This is a genomic window from Streptomyces sp. NBC_01217 (assembly GCF_035994185.1).
In the GTDB taxonomy this organism is placed as follows: Bacteria; Actinomycetota; Actinomycetes; order Streptomycetales; family Streptomycetaceae; genus Streptomyces.
The window spans coordinates 2,244,518-2,263,926 of record NZ_CP108538.1; the positions used below are offsets into that span (position 1 = coordinate 2,244,518).

The 19,409-nt window shown below is 69.9% G+C and carries 18 protein-coding genes and 1 pseudogene; 7 read left to right on the top strand and 12 right to left on the bottom strand.

Translation table 11 applies throughout. The annotated features are described in order from the left end of the window. Nucleotides 1–31 precede the first annotated feature (31 nt). Nucleotides 32–700, bottom strand: coding sequence for a helix-turn-helix domain-containing protein (locus OG507_RS09755; protein ID WP_327366760.1), 669 nt, complete (start codon nucleotides 698–700; stop codon nucleotides 32–34). Between the two features lie 86 nt (nucleotides 701–786). On the opposite strand from OG507_RS09755, the gene OG507_RS09760 reads away from it, so the two are divergent. Both OG507_RS09760 and OG507_RS09765 read left to right on the top strand, forming a co-directional pair. Then, the gene (locus tag OG507_RS09760; protein ID WP_327366761.1) at nucleotides 787–1,998 is read left to right on the top strand and encodes a pyridoxal phosphate-dependent aminotransferase; all 1,212 of its coding nucleotides are present in this window, start codon (nucleotides 787–789) and stop codon (nucleotides 1,996–1,998) included. 13 nt (nucleotides 1,999–2,011) lie between these two features. Next, nucleotides 2,012–2,629 carry a peptidase gene (locus OG507_RS09765; protein ID WP_327371915.1) on the top strand — a complete coding sequence of 206 codons (618 nt, stop codon included), beginning with the start codon at nucleotides 2,012–2,014 and terminating at the stop codon, nucleotides 2,627–2,629. A gap of 317 nt (nucleotides 2,630–2,946) precedes the next feature. Here the strand turns inward: OG507_RS09765 and OG507_RS09770 are convergent. Continuing rightward, a pseudogene (locus tag OG507_RS09770) lies at nucleotides 2,947–3,032 on the bottom strand. A 31-nt stretch (nucleotides 3,033–3,063) separates the two neighbouring features. Continuing rightward, nucleotides 3,064–3,795, bottom strand: coding sequence for a DUF7873 family protein (locus OG507_RS09775; RefSeq protein ID WP_327366763.1), 732 nt, complete (start codon nucleotides 3,793–3,795; stop codon nucleotides 3,064–3,066). A gap of 312 nt (nucleotides 3,796–4,107) precedes the next feature. Here OG507_RS09775 and OG507_RS09780 point away from each other — a divergent pair, with 312 nt between their 5' ends. Both OG507_RS09780 and OG507_RS09785 read left to right on the top strand, forming a co-directional pair. Beyond that, nucleotides 4,108–4,530 (top strand): DUF3574 domain-containing protein, encoded by a 423-nt coding sequence (locus OG507_RS09780; RefSeq protein ID WP_327371916.1) that lies wholly within the window; start codon nucleotides 4,108–4,110, stop codon nucleotides 4,528–4,530. 85 nt (nucleotides 4,531–4,615) lie between these two features. Continuing rightward, entirely contained in the window at nucleotides 4,616–4,924 is a 309-nt protein-coding gene (locus tag OG507_RS09785; RefSeq protein WP_327366764.1) for a hypothetical protein, read from the top strand. 25 nt (nucleotides 4,925–4,949) lie between these two features. Here the strand turns inward: OG507_RS09785 and OG507_RS09790 are convergent, their stop codons facing one another. The 3 genes from OG507_RS09790 to OG507_RS09800 all read right to left on the bottom strand — a co-directional run bounded on the left by OG507_RS09790 (nucleotide 4,950) and on the right by OG507_RS09800 (nucleotide 10,365). Beyond that, nucleotides 4,950–6,278 (bottom strand): SWIM zinc finger family protein, encoded by a 1,329-nt coding sequence (locus OG507_RS09790; RefSeq protein ID WP_327366765.1) that lies wholly within the window; start codon nucleotides 6,276–6,278, stop codon nucleotides 4,950–4,952. Then, nucleotides 6,275–9,229 (bottom strand): DEAD/DEAH box helicase, encoded by a 2,955-nt coding sequence (locus OG507_RS09795; protein WP_327366766.1) that lies wholly within the window; start codon nucleotides 9,227–9,229, stop codon nucleotides 6,275–6,277. The genes OG507_RS09790 and OG507_RS09795 overlap by 4 nt, the downstream gene beginning before the upstream one ends. Nucleotides 9,230–9,381: 152 nt before the next feature. Continuing rightward, nucleotides 9,382–10,365: a slipin family protein gene (locus OG507_RS09800; protein ID WP_327366767.1), complete on the bottom strand. Its 984-nt coding sequence runs from the start codon at nucleotides 10,363–10,365 to the stop codon at nucleotides 9,382–9,384. 236 nt (nucleotides 10,366–10,601) lie between these two features. Between OG507_RS09800 and OG507_RS09805 the strand changes: the two genes are divergently transcribed. Then, nucleotides 10,602–10,949 carry a hypothetical protein gene (locus tag OG507_RS09805; protein WP_327366768.1) on the top strand — a complete coding sequence of 116 codons (348 nt, stop codon included), beginning with the start codon at nucleotides 10,602–10,604 and terminating at the stop codon, nucleotides 10,947–10,949. Between the two features lie 96 nt (nucleotides 10,950–11,045). On the opposite strand, the gene OG507_RS09810 is transcribed toward OG507_RS09805, so the two are convergent. Next, nucleotides 11,046–12,107 carry an ADP-ribosylglycohydrolase family protein gene (locus tag OG507_RS09810; protein ID WP_327371917.1) on the bottom strand — a complete coding sequence of 354 codons (1,062 nt, stop codon included), beginning with the start codon at nucleotides 12,105–12,107 and terminating at the stop codon, nucleotides 11,046–11,048. A 136-nt stretch (nucleotides 12,108–12,243) separates the two neighbouring features. On the opposite strand from OG507_RS09810, the gene OG507_RS09815 reads away from it, so the two are divergent. Next, on the top strand, nucleotides 12,244–12,522 hold the full coding sequence (locus OG507_RS09815) for a DUF6343 family protein (RefSeq protein WP_327366769.1): 279 nt from the start codon (nucleotides 12,244–12,246) through the stop codon (nucleotides 12,520–12,522). A 45-nt stretch (nucleotides 12,523–12,567) separates the two neighbouring features. Here OG507_RS09815 and OG507_RS09820 read toward each other — a convergent pair whose 3' ends face one another. The 4 genes from OG507_RS09820 to OG507_RS09835 all read right to left on the bottom strand — a co-directional run bounded on the left by OG507_RS09820 (nucleotide 12,568) and on the right by OG507_RS09835 (nucleotide 16,220). Continuing rightward, on the bottom strand, nucleotides 12,568–12,936 hold the full coding sequence (locus OG507_RS09820) for a tetratricopeptide repeat protein (protein WP_327366770.1): 369 nt from the start codon (nucleotides 12,934–12,936) through the stop codon (nucleotides 12,568–12,570). Between the two features lie 68 nt (nucleotides 12,937–13,004). Continuing rightward, complete coding sequence (gene coaE / locus OG507_RS09825; protein WP_327366771.1) at nucleotides 13,005–13,607, bottom strand: dephospho-CoA kinase; 603 nt, start codon at nucleotides 13,605–13,607, stop codon at nucleotides 13,005–13,007. A gap of 54 nt (nucleotides 13,608–13,661) precedes the next feature. Then, nucleotides 13,662–14,600 carry a PAC2 family protein gene (locus OG507_RS09830; protein ID WP_327366772.1) on the bottom strand — a complete coding sequence of 313 codons (939 nt, stop codon included), beginning with the start codon at nucleotides 14,598–14,600 and terminating at the stop codon, nucleotides 13,662–13,664. Between the two features lie 96 nt (nucleotides 14,601–14,696). Then, a complete protein-coding gene (locus tag OG507_RS09835; RefSeq protein ID WP_442811095.1) occupies nucleotides 14,697–16,220 on the bottom strand; it encodes a flavin monoamine oxidase family protein in 1,524 nt (507 codons plus the stop codon). Between the two features lie 337 nt (nucleotides 16,221–16,557). On the opposite strand from OG507_RS09835, the gene OG507_RS09840 reads away from it, so the two are divergent. After that, on the top strand, nucleotides 16,558–17,520 hold the full coding sequence (locus tag OG507_RS09840) for a right-handed parallel beta-helix repeat-containing protein (RefSeq protein ID WP_327366774.1): 963 nt from the start codon (nucleotides 16,558–16,560) through the stop codon (nucleotides 17,518–17,520). A 95-nt stretch (nucleotides 17,521–17,615) separates the two neighbouring features. On the opposite strand, the gene rpsA is transcribed toward OG507_RS09840, so the two are convergent. Beyond that, the gene (gene rpsA / locus OG507_RS09845) at nucleotides 17,616–19,130 is read right to left on the bottom strand and encodes a 30S ribosomal protein S1 (RefSeq protein WP_327366775.1); all 1,515 of its coding nucleotides are present in this window, start codon (nucleotides 19,128–19,130) and stop codon (nucleotides 17,616–17,618) included. Nucleotides 19,131–19,409 lie beyond the last annotated feature (279 nt).

The window sequence follows — 19,409 nt, forward strand, 5'->3', positions numbered from 1 at the left end:
CCGATGCGCACAACCCTCCCGATCCAGTGGGTCACTCGCCGCGGAGTTCGGCGGCGAGCGGCCCGTCGCCCGACACCTCGATACGCCCGTCCTCGACTGCCTCGGCGAGCGTCAACTCACCCTGCCCGAGCGCCAGACAGACCTCGACGTCGAGTGCAATACGGGCATCCGCGCGTGCGACGGGCCCCTCCCCGTACACAGCCGCACCGGCTGTCGTACCACCCGCGCGCACATGGAACTCGCCCTCGTCCAGATGGACTTCGACGACTCCCGCATGGGTCAGCCCGTCCAGCGCGCGCAGCAGCGGGAGCGCGAACCAGTGTGCCCGCACCGCGTCGGTGGGCCGCCGCTCGGTGAGCGCGGGCGCGCCCCACTCGGCGAGCGCGGCGAGCACGGGCAGCAGTCCGTGGCCGCGCTCCGTCAGTTCGTACACCGAGGCCGCGGCGGGCGGCGGGAGACGGCGGCGGGTGACCAGGCCGCTCTGCTCCATGTCCTTGAGCCGGGAGGCGAGGACGTCCGTACTGACGCCCGGCAGGTCGGCGTGGAGATCGGTGTAGCGGCGAGGACCCGCCAGCAGTTCGCGGACTATCAGCAGGGTCCACCGGTCGCCCACCGAATCGAGGGAGCGCGCGGTGGCGCAGAACTGGTCGTAACTCCGGCGGCGGACCGGGCGTGTTGCGGACTGTTGCTGACGTGGCATGCGACGCAGTCTAGACATGTTGTTGGACTTTCCAAGCCCGAGCTTGGTAAAACCAAGTATCGCAATCGGGTCGGGGAGGCCACCGCATGGAGTTCAGGCAGTCCAGCAAGCTCGACGAGGTCTGTTACGAGATCCGGGGCCCGGTCATCGAGCACGCCAACGCCCTGGAGGAGGCGGGTCACAGCGTGCTCCGGCTCAACACGGGCAACCCCGCGCTCTTCGGCTTCGAGGCGCCGGAGGAGATCGTCCAGGACATGATCCGGATGCTTCCGCAGGCCCACGGCTACACCGATTCGCGAGGCATCCTGTCCGCGCGCCGCGCGGTGGCGCAGCGCTACCAGGCGATGGGGCTGACGGATGTCGGCGTCGATGACATCTTCCTCGGCAACGGCGTGTCCGAGCTGATCTCCATGGCCGTCCAGGCGCTGCTGGAGGACGGTGACGAGGTGCTCATCCCGTCCCCCGACTATCCGCTGTGGACCGCGGTGGTGACGCTCGCGGGCGGCAGGGCCGTGCACTACACCTGCGACGAGGCCTCGGACTGGAACCCGGACCTCGCCGACATGGCGTCGAAGATCACCGACCGCACCAAGGCCGTCGTGATCATCAACCCGAACAACCCGACCGGCGCCGTCTATCCGCGCGAGGTCCTCGAAGGCATCCTCGATCTGGCGCGCAGGCACGGCCTGCTGGTGTTCGCCGACGAGATCTACGACCAGATCCTCTACGACGACGCCGAGCACCACAGCGTGGCGTCCCTCGCCCCCGACCTGTTCTGCCTCACCTTCAGCGGCCTGTCGAAGACGTACCGCGTGGCGGGCTTCCGCTCCGGCTGGATGGTGATCTCCGGCCCGCAGCAGCACGCCCGTAACTATCTGGAGGGGCTGACCACGCTCGCCTCCATGCGCCTGTGCCCCAACGCGCCCGCGCAGTACGCCATTCAGGCGGCGCTCGGCGGCCGGCAGTCGATCCGGGAACTGGTCGTGCCCGGCGGCAGGCTGTACGAGCAGCGCAACCGTGCCTGGGAGAAGCTGAACGAGATCCCGGGGGTGTCGTGCGTGAAGCCGAAGGGCGCGCTGTACGCGTTCCCGCGCATCGACCCGAAGGTGCACCGGATCGTCGACGACGAGAAGTTCGTCCTGGATCTGCTGCTGCGGGAGAAGATCCAGGTCGTGCAGGGCAGCGGCTTCAACTGGCCGCGTCCCGACCACTTCCGGATCCTGACGCTCCCGTACGCTGACGATCTCGACGCGGCGATCAGCCGCATCGGCCGCTTCCTGACCGGATACCGCCAGTGATCGGATGCCTTTGGTGACCTGCCCCGCCTGCCGCGTTCCCGTTCACACCCAGTTCGCCTCGTTCGAGCTCGTCGGCCCGATCGTGGAGGGCGGACTCGATCCGGCCACCGACCCGGCCTGGGCGGATTCGGGGGCGGAGTCACCGGCCGAGTACGCGCGCTGGTCAGGTCATCTGTGCGGTATGACCTGCCTGCGCATGGCGCTCGGCCCCGGGGCCCCGCCCCTGTTCACGCTGCGCGACGGGGCGCTCAAGTACGGCGCGTACACGCAGGACTCGGGCGGGGTGATCCGCGGCCTGATCTACGCTCCCTTCGCGGAGTACGTACGCGAGGTCCACGGCCTGGACGCCACGGTCCACCCCCGGCTCACGTCGCGGGAGATCCTCGGCCTGCTGGACGGCGGCCGGACGGTCATGGCCTCGGTGCACTACGGCATCCGCCATCCGCAGCGACCCGCCCCGGGGCGCGGCGGGCACCTGGTGCTGCTGACGTCCCGCACCGGCGACGGCACCGGCGTCCACTTCCACAACCCGTCCGGCACGACACCCGGAACGCGCGCCGCGGATCTTCCCCTCGCCGACTTCGAGCGCTTCTTCGCGGGACGCGGGGTGTCACTGCCCGCGGGTACGTGACAGGCCGCACCGGAAAACGGGAGCGGGCCCGGGGGCGTAGCCGGCCCCCGAGCCCTGTAGATGCCACCCATTCGGCACGCCGACACTTTTAAGGGTCCGTGTCAGGTTTATGTCGTCGCGTCCTGCCTTTAGACGACCGCAGATCGAAGCTCTGCGGGCCGGAGTCGAACCGGCATCTCGACGCCCATGGGCACGGGCCCGATTGATTCGGCGATCGGTGGCGAATGCTGAGTCTGGAGCAAGAGTCTGAGATTGATCGCGGTCTGCCTCTGCCAGTTGGGCCACCCCGGCCCGTCCGAGTGCGGGAACGCACCGAATGCCGGGGGGAGGACTCGAACCTCCACCGGAACCGCGTCGTCACGACAAGCTTCAGTTTCAGCTTGCGCTCCTCGCGCACCCCGGCCGTAATGGACGGCCGGGGAATCCATGGTCGGCTACCCGAAGAGGTAGCCGAATACCGCATCACCCACCCGCTGGTCGGTGACATCCACGCCGTTGGCCTCCTCGCGGGCGAACTTCACGGCCTGCTGAAGCTTCTCCACCCGGTCCAGCAGTTCATTGACCCGCCGGGCGGGGAGGGCCCCGGAGAACTTCACGGTCGTCCAGTACCCGATCGGGATGTCCTCGTAGTACACCTCGACCTGTGCCGGGTGCTTCTCGGTGGCCTCCGCCTTCACATGGTTGCGAGGCACCTTCTTCGTACGAAGGGTCCTCACCGGCTCGGTCTTCCAGGAGTCCGTCGACGGGTCCTGGGACCAGGCCTCGGAGGCATCGAGCACCGGAAGCTTGCGGACAAAGGTATTGATGTCCGTCAACTGCTTCTCCAGGAAGAGCAGATACGACACCGGCACCTCGCTCACGAGCACACGACCTTCGACCTTCACGTCCGCGCGGGCCGAACAGTTCGCCCAGTCCTTCGTGGCGGTCACATCGAAGAGCCGGGTCAGGGTCGTCGCGGTCTCCCGCAGCACGTCCTCGGCCTTGATCTGCACCAGGGTCGACTCGGGCGGCAGCTGCTCACCCTCCTCGTCCTTCGGCTGATACGTCCGGGAGATCCCGGCCAGCAGGCCGGTCTTCTGGAGGCCGTGATGCGCCGCCGTCAGGTCCTGGTGAGCCTTGGACTTGACGCCCTTCTCCACTGCGATGATCTGATTGAGTTTCGCCACATCGAGGAAGCTAGCAGCGCCGAGTCGCCCGGAACCAGGGGTTTTCGCGGCGCCGGCCGCACCGGGCGCCGCGGTTTCGGGCGGGCGCGTAGGCCGACCCGTACGGGTGGTTACCGGCGGGTGCGTCCATGTCCTGCCGGCCTCCGGCCGGGGCCGCTTGCCACAGTGGGCCGCGCGCATTCGCGCCGCAGACCCCGCCCGTGCACGCTCCGAACGAAGGTCCCCGCCGTGCCTCGCTTCCCCCATTTCACCAGCGTCAAGGGCCTCAGCGGCCCCAAGCAGCACACCGTACTCACCGCGACCGCCGCCGCCCTGGCCGTACTGGCCGTGGGCACACCCGTCGCGTACGCCACTCTCGGCGACGAGGCCTCCTCCGCCTCGCAACCGGCCGCTGCCGTACGCGGGAAGGCCTATATCGAGACCCGGCTGTACTTCGGAACCGAGCGTCCCGACGGCGGACCGGATGTGACCGATCAACAATTCCTGGCGTTCGTCGACGAGGAGGTCACGCCGCGCTTCCCCAACGGGCTGACCATCCAGGACGGCCGGGGACAGTGGCGGGATTCCCACGGGGTGATCGAGCGGGAGCGCAGTTACGAACTGACCCTGCTCTACCCGGCGTCCGAGGCACGCGTGCGCGACGCCCAGATCGAGCGGATCCGGAACGCCTACGAGAAGGAGTACGCCCAGGACTCGGTGGCGCGGGTCGAGGAGCGCACGACCGCCGACTTCTGACGCGGCGGATGGTGGCGGTGGTCGGGTACTGTGCCGCGGCCGGGTAACGCTACCCGGCACATGCGCGGAACAGGGAGCGGTCCAGATGGGTGCGCCGATACGCAGCTTCACAGCCATGACGCCGGACGGCGAGGTGTTCACCGTCCATATGGAGCGGGACTTCCGTTACGACCCCTACCGCGACTTCCTCGTCTGTGCGCACTGCGGCTGGTCGCCGTCGCTCCTGACCATGGAGAAGATCATCGACATGGCCGGGGAACATCTGGCGTCGGCACACGGCGCCGACCGTGGACTGTCCCAGCAGGAGAACGAGTCGTTCCGCAAGGCGCGGCTGATCGTGCTGCCGATCGTCCTCGTGCTGCTGATCGGAATTTTTGTCATTCTGCGGAGTTGAGCGGCCGAGGTGCGGGGGTCGGGGGTCAGCCTTCGCCGAGTTCCATGAGCGTGAGTTCCATGAGCGTGCCCACCGGGTCGGTGTCGGGGGTGGCCCTGGGCCACCAGTCGTCCTCGCCCGGCTCGGATTCGTAGCCGTACCAACGGCCGTCGTGGCCGAAGCGGAGCTGGAGCGTGCCGCCGGGGTGCGTGAGGTGGTTGTGCCAGGGGTGGAAGCGGGGGAAGTCGGCGGCGGCGAGCGCGGGGCGGGCCCGGTCGAAGGGACCGGCCGGAGGGTCCCAGGGCGTTTCGAGGACGGCCAGCCCCTCGGCACCGCCCTGACGCCAGGCCGCGACGGCGCGGGCCAGGTCGGTGGGGGTGCGGCCGGTGGCATACGCCAGTTCGCGGTAGAGGGCTCGGGTGGTCGCGGTGAGTCCGGCGGTGGGGCGGGACGCGGCCAGTCGCACGGCGTCCTGCCAGGGAGTGAGGCCGGCGAGCGGATCGAGGCCGGTGGTGAGGAGCGTGTGCGCGCGGGCCGCCGCGTCCGTGGCGAGGTGGTCGAGGGCGAGCGGGTCCCGGGCACCGGGCAGGCCGGGGTACGAGGGTGGCTGCCCGGGACGCGGCAGGACCGGGAGCGGGGCGGGTAGCGGCGGGAGGTAGCGGTCGGCCAGCGCGTCGCGGGCCGGTACGGAAGGGGTGGCGGGGGCCGTGGGGCGCTCCCGGGCGGAGTGCGCGGCGTTGCGGCGGCCCAGCTCTTCGAGGAGTTCGCGCTCGCCCCGGCCGCGCAGCAGCAGCAGAACGAACGGATCGGCGTCCAGGAGCCGGGCCATCTGGTAGCAGAGGGCGGCCACATGCTTGCAGGGCCAGCCGTGGTCGGGGCAGGAGCAGCCGGGGTCGAGGTCGCCCGCGGCGGGCAGCAGTGCGATACCGGCCCCGGCCGCCGTGTCGACCAGCGAGTGCGGCATCTCCTTGGCGAGCAGCGCGGCGAGGTGGCCGGGGCGGGCGGCGACCGCTCCGAGGAAGGTGTCCCAGTCGGCGTCGGTGAGCGAGCGCAGACGCAGCTCGGCGCGGTAGGGGCGGGGGCGGCTGCCGTGGACGTAGGCGACGACCCGTCCGGGCGTGACGGTGATCGCTGCGACCTTCCCGCTGTCGGCGTACGCACGGCCGCGGGAGAGTCGTCCCTCGTCCATCGACAGGGACTCCAGGGCGGCCACCCAGGCCCGGCCCCACCAGCTGTCCGCAAAGGGTTCGTCGCCGTCGGACGTGCGGGGCGGCACGGCCTCGAAGGTGCGGCGCAGATCGTCGGGGCCGGGGCGTGAGCGGGCGACGGGGCGCGGTTCGGGGCGGGCGGCGTACGAACGGGGCCGGGAGCTCATGACGGCCTCCGGAGCGAGACGAGATCGGCCAGGTCGCGGTCGCTGAGCTCGGTCAGCGCGGTCTCACCGGCGCCGAGGACCGCGTCGGCCAGCACCTGCTTGGCCCGCAGCAGCTCGGCGATCCGGTCCTCGACCGTGCCTTCCGCGATCAGCCGGTGGACCTGCACGGGTTGCGTCTGGCCGATGCGGTACGCCCGGTCCGTGGCCTGTTCCTCGACGGCCGGGTTCCACCAGCGGTCGTAGTGGATGACATGGGCGGCTCTGGTGAGGTTCAGTCCGGTGCCCGCCGCCTTGAGGGAGAGCAGGAAGACCGGGACCTCGCCGGACTGGAAGCGGTCCACCATCCTTTCCCGCTCGGCCACCGGCGTACCGCCGTGCAGGAGTTGGGAGGGAATGGCGCGCGAGGCGAGGTGGGCGGAGAGGAGCCGGGCCATCGTCACGTACTGGGTGAAGATGAGGACGGAGCCGTCCTCGGCGAGGATCGTGTCGAGGAGTTCGTCGAGCAGGGCGAGCTTTCCCGAACGGCCGACGAGACGGGTCGGCTCCTCCTTCAAGTACTGCGCGGGGTGGTTGCAGATCTGCTTGAGCGAGGCCAGCAGCTTCATGATCAGACCGCGGCGGGCGATGCCTTCCGAGGCCTCGATGAACGCCATCGTCTCGCGGACGGCCGCCTCGTAGAGCGTTGCCTGTTCGCGGGTGAGGAAGACGGGGTGATCGGTCTCCGTCTTGGGCGGCAGCTCGGGGGCGATGCCCGGGTCGGACTTCTTGCGGCGCAGGAGGAAGGGCCGGACCAGCCGGGAGAGCCGTTCGACCGCTTCGTCGTTGGCGAGCCCGGCGGCCGTCCCGGTGTTCTCGACGATCCGGGCGTGCCGGGCCCGGAACGCCTTGAGCGGGCCGAGCAGTCCGGGAGTGGTCCAGTCGAGCAGGGCCCACAGCTCGGAGAGGTTGTTCTCCACGGGGGTGCCGGTGAGGGCGACTCTCGCGGGGGCCGGGATGGTGCGTAGCGCCTTCGCCGTGGAGGAGTGCGGGTTCTTCACGTGCTGGGCCTCGTCGGCGACGACCAGTCCCCAGCTGTGGTCGGCGAGTTGCGCCGCGCTCGAACGCATCGTGCCGTACGTGGTGAGGACGAAACCGCCGTCGGGCTCGGCGAGCGTGCGGTCGGCGCCGTGGAAGCGGCGCACGGGGACTCCGGGAGCGAAGCGGTTGATCTCCCGGTGCCAGTTACCCAGGAGGGAGGCGGGACAGACCACCAGGGTGGGCGCGGAGTGGGCGCGGTGCAGATGGAGGGCGATCAGGGTGATCGTCTTGCCCAGGCCCATGTCGTCGGCGAGGCAGCCGCCGAGGCCGAGGGAGGTCATCCGGTCCAGCCAGGCGAGGCCGCGCAGTTGGTAGTCGCGGAGCGTGGCGTCGAGGCCCGGCGGCGGGGCGATGGTGGTGGTGTCGTCGGTGATGCGGGTACGGAGCGCGGCCAGGGCTCCGACAGGCACCGCTTCGACCTGTTCGCCGTCGACCTCGGCGCTGCCGGTCAGCGCGACGGCGAGGGCGTCGACCGGATCGAGCAGGCCGAGCTCCCGCTTGCGCGCCTTGCGCACGAGCGCGGGATCGACGACGACCCACTGGTCCCGCAGCCGCACCACCGGCCGGTGGGCCTCCGCGAGAACGTCCATCTCCGCCTCGGTGAGCCGCTCGTCGCCCAGCGACAGCTGCCAGTTGAAGGAGAAGAGCTGCTCGGCGTCGAAGAACGAGGTGCCGTCGGTGGCCGAGCCGGGTGCGGGCCGCACGACGGCGGAGGCGGTGAGGGAGCGGGCGAGCTCCCTGGGCCAGTGGACGCTCACTCCGGCCGCCGCCAGCCGGGCTCCGGCGTCGCTCAGCAGCTCGTACAGCTCGTCCTCTTCGAGCGCGAGCACATCGGGCACCGGCTGGTCCAGCAACCGCTCAAGCGGTGCCCAGACCCGGGCGGCGCGGCGCAGTGCGAGCACGGCGTCGATCCTGGCCCGCGGGCCGAACGGCTCTCCCGCCCCGCCGTTCCAGAGCGCGGCGGCATCGACGACATAGGTCGGGTCGGCCAGGCTGTGCACCTGGGTGATGGCAGCGGCGGCATGCCGCGCGGCGCCGGAACGGGCTTCCGTGGCCGCACCGGAGACGCCGGTGTCGTCGGTGTCGTCGGTGTCGTCCGGGCCGTCGTACATATCTGCCGTGTCGAAGAGTTCGTACGCCGACAGGTCGAGGCGCAGCGACACCCGTACGCCCGCGTCGAGACCGGCCGCGACCTCGACGGCCCAGTCACGGGCCCCGGGCAGATGCTGGGCCTCACGGGCCGCGAAGGGCGCCCCCATCGCGTACACCGCGGCCGGTGTACGGGGCAGGGTGTCGGCGACCGCATCGAGGAACGCCCCGAGCAGCCACTCCGGGTCGGGGACCTGGAGCGGTGTGCGGTCCGGGAGCGGGACCGCGTACCCCTCGACCGGCATGGCGGCGGCGATCGCCCGGAGGTGGGCGATGTCCTCGGCATCGCGCGGTCCGGCCCGCCAGGCGTCCCGGTCGTCGCCCGTCAGGCCGGGGAGCAGTCTGCCGCGCGCCACGAGGTTGAGCGCCTGGAGTGCGGCGGCGCCCCAGCAGCGGGTGGCGGGATGGGCGGAGTGCTGATGCCGGGCGCGGGCCAGCAGTGGCAGGGCATCGGCCACGGGCAGCAGGACGGCGGGTGCCGAACGCCGACGGACGCCGTCCTGCTGCCCGTGCGGGCGGACGACGGCGATCTCCGCGGCGGTCGCGGCGGGTGCCGCGTGCTCCTCGGATTCCGCGGAGTCACCCGGCGGCTCCGGGAGGGGGCCGCCCTCGGGATCCCAGAAGGCGACCCGTCCGTCCCTCGGCAGCGATGCGGGCAGAAAGACAGCGGCACAGCTCAGAAGGCGGGCGGCGGACGCGTCCAGCCAGTCTTGTGCCGTGGTCATCGGTCCCCTCCCCTCCCGCCCTGATCCCTCTTGATCGTCTCGATCCTTCTGACTCCTGCGAGTCTAGGCGGGGGGTCCGACAACCGGTCACGCACCCGCATTCCAGCAGGTCAGATGCGTTGATGGACGGCTGACGGGGCGGTCCGCCCGGCTCAGTGCCTGGCGAGTGGCTTCGAACGAGAGGACTGCGCGGACGCGGTCACCTCGGAAGCAGCGGGAGCGGGAGCAGGAGCGGGCGCCACGGACGGCGGTGGCTGCGGCGGCCGTGCCTGCGCGGGGCGCTGCGGCTGCGCGGGGCGCTGTGTCTGTGCCTGTGCCTGCGCCTGTGCCGACTGCTCCGGCTCCAGCATCTGTTGCTGCACCGGCTGCTGCGTGGGCTGCTGCGCCCGTTCCAGGAAGCGGAGCAGCTCCACCGGGAACGGCAGCACCAGCGTGGAGTTCTTCTCGGCCGCCACCGCCACCACCGTCTGCAGCAGGCGCAGCTGGAGCGCGGCCGGCTGGGAGGACATCTCCTTCGCCGCCTCGGCGAGTTTCTTCGAAGCCTGAAGCTCGGCGTCCGCGTTGATGACCCGGGCCCGCCGCTCACGGTCGGCCTCCGCCTGACGGGCCATGGAGCGCTTCATCGTCTCCGGCAGCGAGACGTCCTTGATCTCCACCCGGTCGATCTGCACGCCCCACCCGACCGCCGGGCTGTCGATCATCAGCTCAAGGCCCTGGTTCAGCTTCTCGCGGTTGGACAGCAGATCGTCCAGATCGCTTTTGCCGATGATCGACCGCAGCGAGGTCTGTGCCATCTGCGACACCGCGAACCGGTAGTCCTCGACCTGGATCACGGCGCTCGCCGCGTCGACCACCTTGAAGTAGATGACCGCGTCCACCCGCACCGTCACGTTGTCCCGGGTGATCCCGTCCTGCGCCGGCACCGGCATCGTCACGATCTGCATATTGACCTTGCGCAACCGCTCGATGCCGGGCACCACCATGGTGAATCCGGGCCCCCGCACGTCGTCGCGGAGCCTGCCGAGCCTCAGCACGACGCCCCGCTCGTACTGCTTGACGACCTTGGCCGCCGCCGCCATGTACAGCCCACCCACCGAGGCCGCGCCCACTATCGCGATGACGAGCTCCTGGACCATGACGACCCCCTGAACGCCGGAAACATCTGAAAAGCGGGAATTAATCGCTATTACCACGGTATGCCCAGTATCAACCGATATGAACATCGGTCGATATCCGCCGGGTACTGCTGCCGCCCGGTCGGCCGCGCACCGGATGCCGGGCCTCGGGGAAGCGGGCAAGGTGACCAGCGTCAGCACGTTCTCCGGAGAACGTGCTGACAGTTGAGCCGGACGAAACAGACGAGGACCCGCCCATGCCCGTGATCGATCACCGACGCCGCCGTCTCGGCATCGCAGCCGGTACCGCGCTGCTGACCCTCACCGTCGCAGGCTGCTCCGGCCTCGGCCGTTCCGCGGTCGGGCCGGTCACCTACACGACCGAGCGGGACGCCGTGATCATGGTGAACAGTCCTTCGGTGAAGGGCTGTCACCGGCTCGCTCCCGCGGGTGCCAAGGCAGTCAGAAACGGCACCCTGGTCGACATCGTCCTGTATCGCACGCCCAACTGCACCGGTCCGGGTACGACATACCTCGCGACCACGCTCAGCGACGTCAACGGGGCCGGCGCGCTGCCGTGGCGCAGCTTCAGCACCATCCACTGACCGGCCCCACACCGGGCCGTGGCCACCACCGTATGCGCACAGTGCCCGCCCGTGCGGGCACTGCCGCCGTGACCCGTACCGCCGTACGTCGTTCCGTCAGTACTCCGGGTAGCGGTCGGCCGGCCACATGACCGCGTGCTCGAACTCCACGCACAGATCGTCGGCCACCTCGGTGATCACCGCTCGTCCCTCGGTCGCCACCAGCCAGGACGGCGGAAGGTGTACGTCCCCGTGGCGCGCCCCGACCAGATTGCCGCAGATCGCACCGGTGGAGTCGCTGTCGCCCGAGTGGTTGACCGAGAGCAGCAGCGCCTGGGCCACCTGGTGGGCGCCCGGCAGCACCAAGGCGGCGTACACGGCGATGGCCAGGGCCTCCTCCGCCACCCAGCCCGCGCCCAGTGTCTCCACCTTCTCGACGGTCGGTTCGCCTTCGGCCGCCAGGTCGACGGCGGCGCGCAGTGCCGCCGTCGTCTCCTCGTGCCCCGGGTGGCGGTGCAACAGCTCCATGGCCCGCAGCACCGCGCCCGCCATCGAGTCGCCCTCCAGGAGATGGGCGACGATCGCGGCGAACGCGCCGGCCGCGTACGCACCGGTCGGATGGCCGTGGGTGATCTGCGCGCACCAGTAGGCGAGCCGGAAGCCCACCTCGGCGTTCTCCCCCACCAGTCCGAAGGGGGCGGACCGCATCACCGTGCCGCACCCCTTGGACCCGGTGTTGACGGGCCCGGGCTCACCGAGCCGGTCCTTCGGTTCGGGGACGTGGCCGGTCGCGAGCCCCGTCAGACAGGCGTTGCCTGGCGCCCGGCGCGCATACAGCCAGGGCTGCTGCCTGAGCCAGCCGGTACGCACCGGGCTGTCACCGCCGCGGGCCGGCGGAGCGGGGTGGTTCTGGGTGTCGAGCCAGCGCAGATAGGCGTTCCGCACGATCCCGGTCTCGGCGCCGCCGATGCCCTTCGACATCGCCCGGGAGTGGGCCCTGATCAGGCCTTCGGCCGTGAACAGGGTCATCTGCGTGTCGTCCGTGACCCGTCCGACGACGCCCTCGTCGTCCGCGAGGAGTCCCTGCACACCGTGTTCACCGTGTGCGCGGCGGATACCGGCGAGCGAAAGGAACTCCACCGGGTTCCCCAGGGCGTCGCCTGTAGCCCCGCCCAGCAGACAGCCCCGGACCCTCGCCCTGCGGCCGGTACGGTCCCCCCCACGATGTGCCGTTCACGCACGATCCCCTCGATCCGACGTCGACATGTCTCACAAACGCCGTCGCGGGTCCATCCTGGTAGGAGAGGCGATCGCCATGCGTACCGGTAATGAACCGACGACTGCCCGCAGTCCTCTGCGGCTGCGGCTCTGCCTGAGTCTATGGGGGCTGGCCTGGACCGTATTCGGCCTGGCGGCCTTCACGCTGACCGACCGCCCGGGGTGGGCCGCCGCCTGCGGTCTGCTGCTTCTGCTGGTCCTTGTGGACATCGCGGTGATCGTCCACCACATCCGCCAGGGCCCGCACTACCAGCCGGGCCGCAATATCCCCCCGTACGAACCCGACCACGGCGGACGCGGCCGGTACGGGCACTGACACCAGCGGGCCCGGCGGTGGGTGTACGTCCGCCGCACGCAGCGGTCAGCTCTCCGTACGGAAGCGGGCCGCCTTCAGGTACTCCGGATTCGGGTCGAGTGCGGCGGCCAGCCGGAAGTGGCGGGCCGCCCGGTCCGTGCGGCCGGAGCGCTGGAAGGTGCGGGCGAGCGCGAAGTGCGCGAAGGCGTTGTCCGGCTCGCGCTCCAGGACGAGTTCGAATTCGAGCTCGGCGGGGCGCAGTTGGGCGGCGGCGAAGAAGGCACGCGCCCGCAGCAGCCGGGCGGCCGTGTTCTCCGGATGGGCCGCGATCACCGAGTCCAGGAGCTTGACCGCACCCCGGGGGTCGCGGGCCGCCAGCAGGTGTTCGGCCGCGCGGAAGTCGATGACGTTGGTTTCCGGGGTCCTCTCGGGCACGATCGCATCCTTCCCTTCGCTACCGGGTTCTCAACATCCGGCCCGGGCCGGGTATTCCGGCGCGGTGATCAGCCGGCCGCGGCCCGCTCGGTCAGCGCCGCCCAGACCTTGCGGACCTGCGGCTCCAGGTCCTCCAGCGGTCCGTCGTTGTCGACGATCACATCGGCGACGGCACGCCGCGCCTCCCGGGTGGCCTGCGCGGCCATCCGGGCGCGGGCCTCGGACTCGGTCATGCCGCGCAGCCGTACGAGCCGGTCGAGCTGGGTCTCGGGACTGGCGTCCACGACGACGACCAGGTCGTAGAGCGGGGCGAGGCCGTTCTCGGTGAGGAGGGGGACGTCGTGGACGACGACCGAGTCGAGGCCCGCGGCCCGCTCCAGTTCGGCGGAGCGGGCGCCGACCAGCGGGTGGACGATGGCGTTGAGCGCGGCCAGCCGGTCGGCGTCGGAGAAGACGATCGAGCCGAGTTTCGGCCGGTCCAGGGTGCCCTCGGCGGTGAGGATGCCGTCGCCGAACGCGTCGACGACGGCCGCGAGCCCGGGGGTTCCCGGCTCGACGACCTCCCGGGCGATCCGGTCCGCGTCGATCAGGACCGCTCCGTATCCGACGAGCAGCCGTGACACTTCACTCTTGCCGGCGCCGATCCCACCGGTCAGGCCCACTTTCAGCATGCCGCGAAGCCTACTGCCGGGCCCGCTGAGTACGAGGGGGAGCGGGGCGGCCGGTCAGGCGTCTCCCTCGCGCTCGGCGAGGAACCGCTCGAATTCGAGGCCGATCTCGTCGGCGGACGGCAGGTCGACGGGCTCGGCGACCAGGTTGCCGCGGGTCTCGGCGCCCGCGACCGCGTCGTACTGGTGCTCAAGGCCCTCGACGAGCGAGACGAGCTCCTCGTCCCCCTGGTCGATCTGCCGGTCGATCTCCGTCTGGGTGCGGTGGGCCTCCGTGCGCAGCGTGTGGGCGACGGTCGGCAGGACGAGGCCGGTCGCCGCCGTGATCGACTCCAGGGCCGTGAGCGCCGCGTCCGGGTAGGCGGAGCGGGCGACGTAGTGCGGCACATGGGCGGCGACACCGAGGACGTCGTGTCCGGCTTCCATCAGCCGGTACTCCACCAGGGCCTCGGCGGAGCCGGGCACCTGCGCCTCGTCGAAGGGGCTGCGGTGGCCGGGCATGAGGTCCGTGCGGTTGCCGTGCGGGGTGATGCCGACGGGGCGGGTATGCGGGACGCCCATCGGAATGCCGTGGAAGTTCACCGCGAGGCGGACGCCGAGGCGCTCGACGATCTGCTCGACGGCGGCGGCGAAGCGCTCCCACTCCACATCCGGCTCGGGCCCGGACAGCAGCAGGAAGGGCGCTCCGGTGGCGTCCTGGACGACCCGTACGTCGATCGTCGGGGTCTCGTAGGACGCCCAGCGGTCGCGCCGGAAGGTGAGCAGCGGGCGCCGTGCGCGGTAGTCGACGAGCCGGTCGTGGTCGAAGCGGGCGACGATCTGGTGCGGCAGCGTTTCGAGCAGGCCGTCGACGATCTGCTCACCCGTCTCACCCGCGTCGATGTATCCGTCGAAGTGGTAGAGCATGACCAGGCCGGCCGACTCCTGGGCGAGCGCCATGTCGACGACGGCCAGTCCCTTCGGCTCCCATTCGTACAAACTCTGCGGATCAGGCACGGTTACCGCTCCTCCTCGTGTTCTTGGAGAAGAACGCCCGGCGGGGCACGGGCATTCCCGGACCGTGCCCCTTCAACCGGCGTTTCATGCCGGAAATTATGCGAGAACGCGGGTGTGCAGCGCCGTCACCGCCTTCCGCGCGGAGGTGAACGCGCCGTGCTGCCAGGCGTCCGCGTAGCTCAGGTAGTCACCGGCGAAGTAGACGCGTCCGGCGGCCTGGTTGAGCGGTGCGAAGACCGGTGCGTCGGGGCCTCCCGACAGGGAGTGCCAGGAGGCCTCCAGGTACGGGGTCTGCCGCCAGTGGTGGGAGAACGAGGTGGCCAGTTCCGTACGGTACTTGTCGCCGTGGATCTTCACGCCCTGGGCGATGGCCCGCGCCTCCCGCTCGCGCGGGGTGAGAGCGGCGTACGCGTCGGCGTTGGAGCCGGTGTTGTAGTACCCGATGATGGTGCCGCGCCTGCCCTGGTGGCCGTAGGACGGGTACCAGATGTGGGACAGGTCCATGTCCGTCTCCGTGATGCCGCCGTAGATCTGCTGGTCGCTCTCCCACCAGCGGCTCTTGTACTCCAGCCCGATCTTGCCGGCCGAGGACGGCTTGCAGGCCTCCAGTGCGCTCTGGACGGCCGGGCCGAGGTTGTGGGCGGTCTTGGCCAGGATGTTGGGCGGCAGCGCGGCGATGCAGTAGTCCGCCTCGATGCTGCGGGTGCGGCCCGACTGGGTGTAGGTGACGGTGACGCCGTGGGCCGTGTCGGTGATCTCGGTGACTGCCGCACCGGTGCGGATCCTGCGCTCGCCTATCGCCCGGGTCAGCGCGGCGGGTATCCGGTCCATGCCGCCGACCGGCTGGAACATCAGCATCGCCTGGTCGTACTCGAACTCGAAGGCGAAGTAGCGTCCGACGCCGCTGGCGAAGACCTCGGAGGCGGAGGGTACGGAGCCGAGCACCTCGCCGGGGGTGCCTGCGGCCGCGGGGTCGATGCGGTAACCGCGCCGGGGGCTGCCGGTGTAGTCGAGCGTGTCACCGATGTCACCGAAGTCCTTGAGGAACTCCAGGAGCCGCTCCTGGTCCTCCACGGTGATCTGACGGTCCAGTGCGCCCCTGTCGGTGGCCTTGGAGAGGAGCTCGGCGACATAGCCGTACACGTCGGCCTTGGCGGTGCGGTAGCGCACCGGGGCCTTCATGCCCGCCTTCTCGTTGTATATATAGGCGTTGGCATTCACATTGGTGAACACCTCGATGGGGACGTCGAGTTCGCGGCAGTAGTCGAGGGTGACCATCCACTGCGGAATCCGGCCAGGTCCGGCGTTCATGTACTGGCCGTCGCTGAACCGGGCGGTCTGGTGGTTCCCGTAGATGTCGGTGGTGGAGTCACCACCGCGTACGGTGAAGTTGCGGCCGCCGGTACGGCCTCGCGCCTCCAGGACCGTACAGTCGTAGCCCGCCTTGCCCAGCTCGTACGCGGCGGCGAGTCCGGCGATTCCGCCGCCGACGATCACGACCTTCGCCGCAGCCTTCCCCTTCAGCGTGAAGTCGCCCTTGCTGGGCGCGTGGAAGGCGGGTTCCCGGCTTGCCGCCTGGGCCGTGGGGGCGAAACCGAGCGCCCCCATGGTCGCGAACATCGCGCCCGCGCCACCCGTGATCCCGACGTTGCGCAGAAATGTGCGGCGGCTCGCGCCCGGCACCACGGGCGAGTTGTGCGAAGTGTGTGTCATGTCCCGGCTCCCCTTCGGATCTTGAGGTTGCCCGGATCATGGCAAGCGCTTGTTACGCGCCGTCAGTTACTCGTGTATCCCACACGTTTCCCTCTGTTCACGTCGTTCGCCGCCGTCGCGAACAATGGTCCAGACCTTGACGCGAACACGCCCCACCCCTACCGTCACTGGGCAGCATGTTCAGAGACCCGTCCCACGTTCACATGACGGAACTTGCAGACTTCTTCGACGGGAAGGAACCCCCATGCGCACCCGCACGCCGCTCCCCGCCCTGCTGGCCACCGCGCTCGCCACCGGCGGCCTCGCCCTCGCCTCCGCCACCAGCGCGGACGCGGCAGCGGTCATCGAGGTGAGCACCGCCGCCCAGCTCAAGGCCGCCCTCACCGCCGTGGCCCCCGGCGACACGATCCACCTCGCCGACGGCACCTACACCGGCAACTTCAAGGCGACCGTCCCCGCCGTCGCCTCCGCCCGGATCACCCTCACCGGCTCCGCCGGGGCGATCCTCACGGCCGGCGGAGGCTATGGACTGCACCTCAACGGCGCCTCCTACTGGACCGTCCGGGGCATCACCATCACCGGCGGCCAGAAGGGCATCATGGCCGACACCGCCAACGGCGTCGTCATCGACTCGGTGACCGTGCACGACCTGGACATGGAGGGTGTGCACTTCCGTAAGTCCAGCGCGAACGGCGTCATCAAGAACTCGCGGATCTACGACACCGGGCACGACGGACGCGGCATGGGCGAGGGCGTCTACGTCGGCACGGCGGGCGATCTCAGCGACCGGAGCGACCAGGCCCAGATCCTGAACAACACGATCGGACCGGGGGTCGGCGGCGAGAACGTCGACATCAAGGAGGGCACCACCGGGGCGCGGATCATCGGCAACACCTTCGACGGCAGCGGGCTGACCGGCGCCAACTACGACGACTCCTGGGTCGACGTGAAGGGCAATGACGTCCTGGTCGAGGGCAACAGGGGCTCCCGTACGACCAACAACGGCTACGAGACCCACACCCAGCAGAGCGGCTGGGGCTGCGGCACCGTCTTCCGCGACAACACCTCGGACCTGTCCGGCTCCACGGGAGACAAGCAGATCGCGTTCAACGTCACCAACTACAGCGCGAGCTGTCCGACCACCGTCTACAGCAGCAACACGGTGACCGGCGGCAAGGGCCTCACCAATATCGCCGTCACGCCGTAACCGCGCCGCAGAATACGAGTGAGGCCCGCTCCCCGGAGGGAACGGGCCTCACTCGTCACTTACCGCAGTCGGTCAGCGGCCGGAGGGGCAGAGCTTCAGCTCTGGCCGCCCGCCAGCTTCTCGCGCAGGGCAGCCAGGGCCTCGTCCGACGCCAGGGCGCCGGAGTTGTCCGCGGACTCCGAGGAGTACGAACCGCCGCCACCGGTGCCGCCGGAGGCAGCCGGGGTGCCACCGGCCGGGGCGGCAGCGCCCTCGGCAGCAGCGGCCTCGTCGGCCTCGCGGGACTTGATGACCTGGGCCTGGTGCTGCTCGAAGCGCTGCTGCGCCTCGGCGTACTGCGTCTCCCACGCCTCGCGCTGGGTCTCGTAACCCTCGAGCCAGTCGTTGGTCTCGGGGTCGAAGCCCTCGGGGTAGATGTAGTTGCCCTGGTCGTCGTAGGACGCGGCCATGCCGTACAGGGTCGGGTCGAACTCGACCGACGCCGGGTCGGCACCGAAGGACTCGTTGGCCTGCTTCAGCGAGAGGCTGATGCGACGACGCTCGAGGTCGATGTCGATGACCTTGACGAAGATCTCGTCGTTGACCTGGACGACCTGCTCCGGGATCTCCACGTGGCGCTCGGCCAGCTCGGAGATGTGGACCAGACCCTCGATACCCTCGTCGACGCGCACGAACGCACCGAACGGAACGAGCTTGGTGACCTTACCGGGAACGACCTGCCCGATCTGGTGCGTACGGGCGAACTGCTGCCACGGGTCTTCCTGCGTCGCCTTGAGCGACAGCGAGACGCGCTCGCGGTCCATGTCGACGTCGAGAACCTCGACGGTGACCTCCTGGCCGACCTCGACAACCTCGGACGGGTGGTCGATGTGCTTCCAGGACAGCTCGGAGACGTGCACGAGACCGTCGACGCCGCCGAGGTCCACGAACGCACCGAAGTTGACGATCGAGGAAACGACGCCGGAGCGGACCTGGCCCTTCTGCAGGGTCGTGAGGAAGGTCTGACGGACCTCGCTCTGGGTCTGCTCCAGCCAGGCACGGCGGGACAGGACCACGTTGTTGCGGTTCTTGTCCAGCTCGATGATCTTGGCCTCGAGCTCCTTGCCCACGTAGGGCTGGAGGTCGCGGACACGGCGCATCTCGACGAGGGAGGCCGGCAGGAAGCCACGGAGGCCGATGTCGAGGATGAGACCACCCTTGACCACCTCGATGACGGTGCCGGTGACGATCCCGTCCTCTTCCTTGATCTTCTCGATCGTGCCCCAGGCACGCTCGTACTGAGCGCGCTTCTTGGACAGGATGAGGCGGCCTTCCTTGTCCTCCTTCTGGAGAACCAGGGCCTCGATCTCGTCGCCGACCTTGACGACCTCATTGGGGTCGACGTCGTGCTTGATCGAAAGCTCGCGGGAAGGGATGACGCCTTCGGTCTTGTAACCGATGTCGAGCAGGACCTCGTCCCGGTCGACCTTCACGATGACGCCGTCGACGATGTCGCCGTCGTTGAAGTACTTGATCGTCTCGTCGATCGCGGCGAGGAAGGCTTCCTCGTTACCGATGTCGTTGACCGCTACCTGCGGGGTGGTGGCGGTGGTCTCGGTGCTGCTCGTCATGTGGGAAAGGGCTCCGGTACGGACAGTGAGTCGTAGGTACTGCTACGCCGGGAGCCCGTATCGCCTCTGCAGAAGCCGGACAGCCCGGGAAGCACCCGACCCGCTGGGCGGGAGGCGCCTCGTGAACCGAGGGGACATGCATACAGACGCGAGCGCGGCCTGCTAGGTCTGAGGCGCGCAGGCTCGCAGCGCAACTTGTAGCATACGGGGGCAGCCGGGCACGGTCAATGCGCGAAGGCCTACACCGGGGGCACAACGGCCCATATCCGGCACAATTCG